6 protein-coding genes and 1 tRNA gene are annotated in these 6,000 nt (G+C 40.7%); 4 read left to right on the forward strand and 3 right to left on the reverse strand.

The annotated features are described in order from the left end of the window. Positions 1-19 precede the first annotated feature (19 nt). Together B2R65_RS04555 and B2R65_RS04560 are read left to right on the forward strand one after the other, a co-directional pair. On the forward strand, positions 20-739 hold the full coding sequence (locus B2R65_RS04555; RefSeq protein ID WP_286741348.1) for a GDSL-type esterase/lipase family protein: 720 nt from the start codon (positions 20-22) through the stop codon (positions 737-739). Beyond that, complete coding sequence (locus tag B2R65_RS04560; protein WP_286741351.1) at positions 736-1,509, forward strand: polysaccharide deacetylase family protein; 774 nt, start codon at positions 736-738, stop codon at positions 1,507-1,509. The genes B2R65_RS04555 and B2R65_RS04560 overlap by 4 nt, the downstream gene beginning before the upstream one ends. A 494-nt stretch (positions 1,510-2,003) precedes the next feature. On the opposite strand, the gene B2R65_RS04565 is transcribed toward B2R65_RS04560, so the two are convergent. After that, positions 2,004-2,088: transfer RNA gene (locus tag B2R65_RS04565), tRNA-Leu, on the reverse strand. Positions 2,089-2,394: 306 nt separating this feature from the next. On the opposite strand from B2R65_RS04565, the gene B2R65_RS04570 reads away from it, so the two are divergent. Beyond that, on the forward strand, positions 2,395-2,895 hold the full coding sequence (locus B2R65_RS04570) for an RDD family protein (protein WP_004588476.1): 501 nt from the start codon (positions 2,395-2,397) through the stop codon (positions 2,893-2,895). Between the two features lie 297 nt (positions 2,896-3,192). On the opposite strand, the gene lptG is transcribed toward B2R65_RS04570, so the two are convergent. Beyond that, positions 3,193-4,260: an LPS export ABC transporter permease LptG gene (gene lptG / locus B2R65_RS04575; protein ID WP_031289389.1), complete on the reverse strand. Its 1,068-nt coding sequence runs from the start codon at positions 4,258-4,260 to the stop codon at positions 3,193-3,195. Continuing rightward, complete coding sequence (lptF, locus tag B2R65_RS04580; protein WP_024031637.1) at positions 4,257-5,369, reverse strand: LPS export ABC transporter permease LptF; 1,113 nt, start codon at positions 5,367-5,369, stop codon at positions 4,257-4,259. Before lptF ends, lptG begins: the two co-directional genes overlap by 4 nt. A 308-nt stretch (positions 5,370-5,677) precedes the next feature. Between lptF and B2R65_RS04585 the strand changes: the two genes are divergently transcribed. Then, positions 5,678-6,000 (forward strand): M17 family peptidase N-terminal domain-containing protein (locus B2R65_RS04585; RefSeq protein ID WP_286741354.1); only part of this gene is annotated, 323 nt, incomplete at its 3' end.

The raw sequence follows: 6,000 nt of genomic DNA on the forward strand, positions 1-6,000 counted from the left end.
TCTATAAGCGCAGGTTTTTATGAGTTATAAACCAAGTAATTACACACTCCAACACATCACTTTTCTACTTGGCACATTAATTATAGGTGCTGTATTAATAAGCTTTAAAGCTAATGCCGAAAAGGCAGTTCCTTTTCAATCGCAATGGCTAAAAAACCACTATGCTGAGCGTATAGCCCATTTTAAGCTACAACCTTTACGCAAAGGCGATATTGTACTTATTGGCGATAGCATTACAGAGCAAGGGCTAAATTGGAGCATTCGATTTAACGACCTACGCGTAAGAAACCGCGGTATTAGTGGCGATATGACCTACGGTGTTTTAGCGCGTTTAAACGAATTAAAAGCAGCCCCACCTAAAGCTATATTTTTAAAAATTGGTGTAAACGATATTTTTAATTACCATTATATAAAGCAAGTTAAAAACTTAGCGTCGGTGAGTGAAAATATCGAAAAAATAGTGACTCAGCTCAATGACTCACTCCCAAACACACAAATTTATGTACAAAGTATTTTGCCCGATCATCGCGATTTTATAACGCAAATGGCGCAAACGGTTAACCAACAAATTAAAGCAATTGAGCACGCAAATTTTACCTATATAGACTTGCATCCCGCATTTTTAGGCCCTCCAGGCATGCTTAATGAAACGCTCACTACCGATGGCACCCATTTAAACAAGACAGGCTATAACCTTTGGGCTAAACAGCTTGCACCAATAATGAAAACCTTAAAATGAAGAGTTTATTAATTGCTATATTAATGGCGGCAAGCTTTACGTGTGAAGCCAGTAAAGCACCTTTAAAAAGCTACCCTACCGGCGCGACTAAAGCTGTTATTTTTAGCTATGATGATGGCGTTATACAAGACAGAAAGCTCGTGGAACTATTTAATAAGTACCAGGTTGTTGGCACATTTAACTTAAACTCAGGTTTATTTGCTAAAAAGCTACCGTGGATGAAAGCCTTTACCGGTAAAGAAGGCGAATATATAAAACAAAGTGAAGTAAAAACACTTTATAAAGGCCATGAAATAGCAAGCCACAGTTACTCACATCCGGGCTTTGCGGGCTTAGATACTGCTGAGTTAAAATTACAATTAGCTCGCGATAAGCACATTTTATCGCCCATAAAAGGCAGCCCCTTACACTCTTTTGCATACCCTTTAGGTTCTTACGATAAAGCCGCTATGAAATTAGTAAAACAAGCGGGCTTTACTAATGCCCGAACAGTAAACGACACCCTTAATTTTGAGCTCCCTACCAACTACATGGCATGGAACCCAACCGTTCACCACTCAAAAGCAATGCCATTAATAGAGCAATATATTGTGCTTAAAAGCAATAAGCCCACTGTAATGATGATTTGGGGTCATTCGTGGGAATTTGATAAAAACACAGTAAATAATAACTGGGATTACGCCGAAAAGCTCGTTCAGACAATCTCAAATAAAGATGATATTTGGTATGTATCGGCTGGAGAGTTCATCGCGTTTTTAGAGAATAAATAAGCGTGCGCAGTGCTAAGTAAAGCTCATATAAGCCCATTTTAATGAAGTAAGAGTAATTAATTCATCCTGAAGCAGTATCCATCGCTAATCCATTAACTCACTTCGAGTAACTGCGAAACTTCGTTTCGGTTCACTCTCACCCGGCGGGAGGACTGTAACTGATATTAGCGCCACTCTGAGTGGCCACGAGTCCGTCCCAACACAAACTTCAGGCATAAAAAAACCCTAACCAATTTGGTTAGGGTCATAAAAAGTGGTACCAGCGGACGGACTGTAACTGATATTAGCGCCAGTCTGAGTGGCCTCGAGTCCGCCCCGACACAAACTTCAGGCATAAAAAAACCTCTACTAAAACTAGCAGAGGCTGTAAAAAGTGGTACCCGCAGGCGGACTATAACTGATATTAGCGCCACTCTGAGTGGCGCTCGAGTCCGTCCCAACACAAATTTCAGGCATAAAAAAACCCTAACCAATTTGGTTAGGGTCATAAAAAGTGGTACCAGCGGCCGGGCTCGAACCGGCACGCCTTTCGGCAGGGGATTTTGAATCCCCCATGTATACCAATTTCATCACGCTGGCGTCATTTTTCTTTAACCTTCTAAACACGAGAAGATAAAGAAAAACCACTTTAGAGCTCAGGATTATTTATGTGCCTTCGTCTCTATGCCAAGCATTATACAAACAATAGGGGTGGCAGCAAGCGTTTTATGACATTAGCCTGATCAACCGCTTAACATTTAGACAGCCTGTGCAAAATGTCGTTTACTGGTTGAAGTATTAAATACAGCTAATAATAACGCCAAGGTATATCACTGAACTATAGCGCTTAGTATTTGCGAGCTTTTTTGCTAAACTAGCGCGCATATTAACAGTGAGAGTGTATTTATGTCGGGTGAGTTTCCACGAGCTGGTTTTTGGCGTCGTTTTGCGTCGTTAGTTTATGATACGTTAGCTATTATTGCGTTTGCTATGTTAACGGTTGTGCTCTATTTGTTTGCCGTACAAGGGCTTATTTCACTTGATGTTATTAGTTTAAATGGTGCAGAAGATGTATCGGCACTTATTCAAGAGTCACTGCTGCTGTCGAGTATTCGAAGTGCCTTACTTGTTATTGTTACTTTAGTATTTTTTGGCTATTTTTGGACTAAAAGCGGGCAAACTATTGGCATGCGCGCATGGCGTTTAAAAGTACAAACTAGTGAAGGAAACTTAATTAGTTGGCCGCAGTCTATTGTTCGCAGCCTAAGTGCCCTGCTTGGTTTAGGTAATCTTGTGGTATTAATTGATTTTAAAAACAAAAAAGCGCTGCAAGACTATGTCTCAAAAACTGAGGTAATTACTCTTACAAAAGAAGAAAACAAACGTATTTACCGCGAGCTAGATTAATACCTATTTATACCAATGCGCAATAATACTTAATTATTTTGCGGGGCTAACTTGTCGCTACCTGCGTAAAAAATTCTCATTTACGACTGCATGGATGCAGAAGGTAGAGCAATGCAGGAGCAATTTCCGAGAGCAACTAAATAGCGATTTTTTTGCCTAACTATCAATAGGTTTTTCCAGCCTCAAAATTGATCACTTAATTAAGCTGATTGGTAATAGTTTTGAATAACGCGTTATAAAAACAAAAAAGGTGACCATAGGTCACCTTTTTTAGTATCAAATAAGCGCTTATAACGGCTATACCCGCTTATTCATCATGTACGTAGCAAAGCCTATAAATAGTATACTTGGCAGTACCGCGCCTATAATAGCGGGTATTTGATAAACCATTACCACAGGGCCAAATATCTCATTTATTAAGTGAAATACAATTCCCGTTACTACACCCATAATGATACGCGCACCCATAGTAACGGTACGTAACGGGCCAAATATAAACGACAGTGCAACCAGTAGCATTACGGCAACAGACACAGGCTGCATTAGCTTACGCCACAAGGCCAGCTCATAGGTGCTGGTATCTTGCTCATTTTGCTGTAAATACCCTAAGTATGACCAAAGCCCAGTAAAGGAAAGCGACTCAGGCTTTACCGATACAACACCAAGCTTTTCGCCCGTTAATTGCGAAGGGTAAAACTCTTCATCAATGTGTTCACTGCTTATTTGCTCATCACTAATATGGACCTTGTTTACATCGCGTAATAGCCAACCTTCATCACGACCAATGGCCACTTTAGCTTTGGTTATTTGAGTTAAATCAAGTGACTTATCAAATTGATACATGTGCACACCGTTTAAACGGCCGTTTTGATCTACATCTTCAATATTAATAAAGTTGTTGCCATCTTTAGCCCATACGCCTTTTTGTGCATTGAATACATCGCCGCCATAAATTGCCTGATTACGCATTTCTTTGGCGTGTTGTTGCGCCTCTGGTGCGCCCCACTCACCAAGAGCCATCATACACACAGCCATAAACACGGCGGTTTTCATTACCGAGCCTATAATTTGCAAGCGCGACATACCCGCAGCTTGCATTACCACCAGCTCACTGTTTGAAGCCAATGCACCTAAGCCTGTTAAGCCACCAATAAGCGCCGCCATCGGGAAGAATATAACTAAATCGCCCGGCATACTGTAAAAGGTGTAAAGCGTTGCGGTCATTAAATCGTAACTGCCACGACCAACCGACTTTAGCTGATCAATAAACTTAATTAATGTACTAATCCCTACTAGCACCAATAAAGCAAATCCGGTGGTTTGTAAAATGCTGCGGCCTAAGTACCAATCGAGTGTTTTCATCATGCGCTTAACTCCCGTTTTGTTACAACGGCTTTAAGCCAGGCGCCCAATGGGCGACCTTTTATAATTAATAAACTACCTATAAATAAAGCGCTCAAGTGAATCCACCACAAACCAATTGAAGGCGGTATTTTGCCATCTTCTACGGCAAATTTTGCAGCATTGAGTAAGATAAAATAACCTAAGTACAAGCTAATGGCTGGCACTAATTTAGCAAACTTACCTTGGCGCGGATTAACCACACTTAGCGGTACTGCTATTAACGTTAGTAACGGAATAGAAAGCGGTATTGCAATACGCCACTGCCACTGGGCTATAGATTCAGAGGTATTGAGTGGCAATAGTTGATTAGTAGGTATTGCTTCTAATTTACGGCGCTGATGCTCTATTTCTTGCTCGCGTATTTGTACGCTGTAGCCATCAAACTGCGTTAAATTAAGAGCCGGTGTTTTGCCATCGGTTTCGTAGCGTTTGCCATCGGTTAGCACTAATTGTTGCTCGCCGTTTATTGCCTCTACCACCACACCTTGTTCGGCATACACTAAACGTGCAAGGTCATCTTTTTCGGTATCCGGCAGCTGCGCTACAAATACTTTGTTTAGCTCTTTACCACCGTTTTCAATGTTATGAATAAACACCACGGCTTTTTCATTACCGGTTTGTTGAAACCGCCCAGCCCTTAACGCAGATAAACCCGCATCGGCTTTAGCTTGCTCTTTTAATTGGTACTCTTGCTCACTCGCCCACGGCGCAAGGTACATGGTGAGAGAGGCGGCTAATATAGCCAAACCCACACTCGAAATTAAAGTAACGCGTACCACATACCATTCACTCACCCCACAGGCTTTAAGAACGGTCATTTCGCTGTCGGCGTAAATACGGCTGTAGGCTAAAATAATGCCCAAAAATATACTCAATGGCAGGATCAGCGAAGCTAATTGCGGCAGTTTAAGCGCAATCATCGATAATACTAACTTGGCAGGAATGCTCCCTTCAGAAGCATCTCCTAAAATAACCACAAACTTTTGTGACACAAAAATGGTCATTAAAGTTAAAAATACGGCGACCTGCGATTTTAAAACCTCAGCGGTCAAATAACGAAAAATAAGCAATGCTCGCCCCTGTTAAACATAGAATTTCACTACAATAGTGATAATTTGATAATAAAGTAGCTATTTTACCCAGTTTTATCTGGTAAATAAGTCGTTATTATAAGCTAACAAAATTAATTATCCTACCTAAGTGCACGATATATTGTTGCATTAGTAGCCCTTAAACATATAAAGTTCAATTACACAGTAAGAGTCAGAAAAAATCAGCTAAAATTAAGATTATCTCTACATAAGTTACGTAGCGAAGACTAGATTTTATTTTTTTAGCCCCAATTAATAACGTATATGACTCACAACCAGGAGTAACAATGGAATTTAACGTAAAAAGTGGTAGCCCAGAAAAACAACGCAGCGCGTGTATTGTCGTTGGCGTTTACGAACCACGTAGGTTATCCCCCATTGGTGAACAACTCGATAAAATCAGCGATGGTTATATCTCAAATTTACTACGCCGTGGCGACCTAGAAGGTAAGCCGGGGCAAGTTTTATTATTGCATCATGTACCTAACGTTTTAAGCGAGCGCGTATTGCTTGTTGGCTGTGGTAAAGAGCGCGAGCTTGATGATAAGCAATATAAGCAAATAATTTCTAAAACAATTAATACCTTAAACGAAACCGGCTCAATGGAAGC

This window comes from Pseudoalteromonas sp. UBA2102 (assembly GCF_002331165.1).
GTDB classification, from domain to species: Bacteria; Pseudomonadota; Gammaproteobacteria; order Enterobacterales; family Alteromonadaceae; genus Pseudoalteromonas; species Pseudoalteromonas atlantica.

What these genes read in the sequence shown, in the direction of transcription:
- B2R65_RS04555 (WP_286741348.1), top strand. Translation starts at nt 20, where the DNA reads ATGAGTTATAAACCAAGTAATTACACACTCCAACACATCACTTTTCTA.
- B2R65_RS04560 (WP_286741351.1), top strand. Translation starts at nt 736, where the DNA reads ATGAAGAGTTTATTAATTGCTATATTAATGGCGGCAAGCTTTACGTGT.
- B2R65_RS04570 (WP_004588476.1), top strand. Translation starts at nt 2,395, where the DNA reads ATGTCGGGTGAGTTTCCACGAGCTGGTTTTTGGCGTCGTTTTGCGTCG.
- lptG (WP_031289389.1), bottom strand. Translation starts at nt 4,260, where the DNA reads ATGATGAAAACACTCGATTGGTACTTAGGCCGCAGCATTTTACAAACC.